The organism is Verminephrobacter aporrectodeae subsp. tuberculatae At4, assembly GCF_000193225.1.
In the GTDB taxonomy this organism is placed as follows: domain Bacteria; phylum Pseudomonadota; class Gammaproteobacteria; order Burkholderiales; family Burkholderiaceae_C; genus Acidovorax; species Acidovorax aporrectodeae.
In genome coordinates this window covers 1-204 of sequence record NZ_AFAL01000010.1, presented here as the reverse complement: position 1 = coordinate 204, position 204 = coordinate 1, and the positions used below count along the sequence as shown (strand labels likewise).

At 75.5% G+C, this 204-nt stretch carries 1 pseudogene; it reads right to left on the bottom strand.

Features of this window, described 5'->3' with window-relative positions:
* Positions 1 to 204, bottom strand: a pseudogene (locus VTU_RS33350) (sugar ABC transporter ATP-binding protein); the annotation flags it as partial.

Here is a 204-nt window from a genome sequence, read left to right as displayed (position 1 = left end):
CAAGCCGGTCAGGCCGACGATCTCGCCCTGGTGCACGCGCAGGTCCTCGATGGCCAGGCCATTCGGACCATCGAGGGTGTGCACGTGCAGCGCCACCGCGCCCTGCGCTCTGGAGCCCGGGTCCGGGGCCCGCTCGGGCAGCGTGCGCTGCGCGCCCACCACGGCCGCGACCAGCGTGCGCTCGTCCACGTCGGCCAGGCGCCA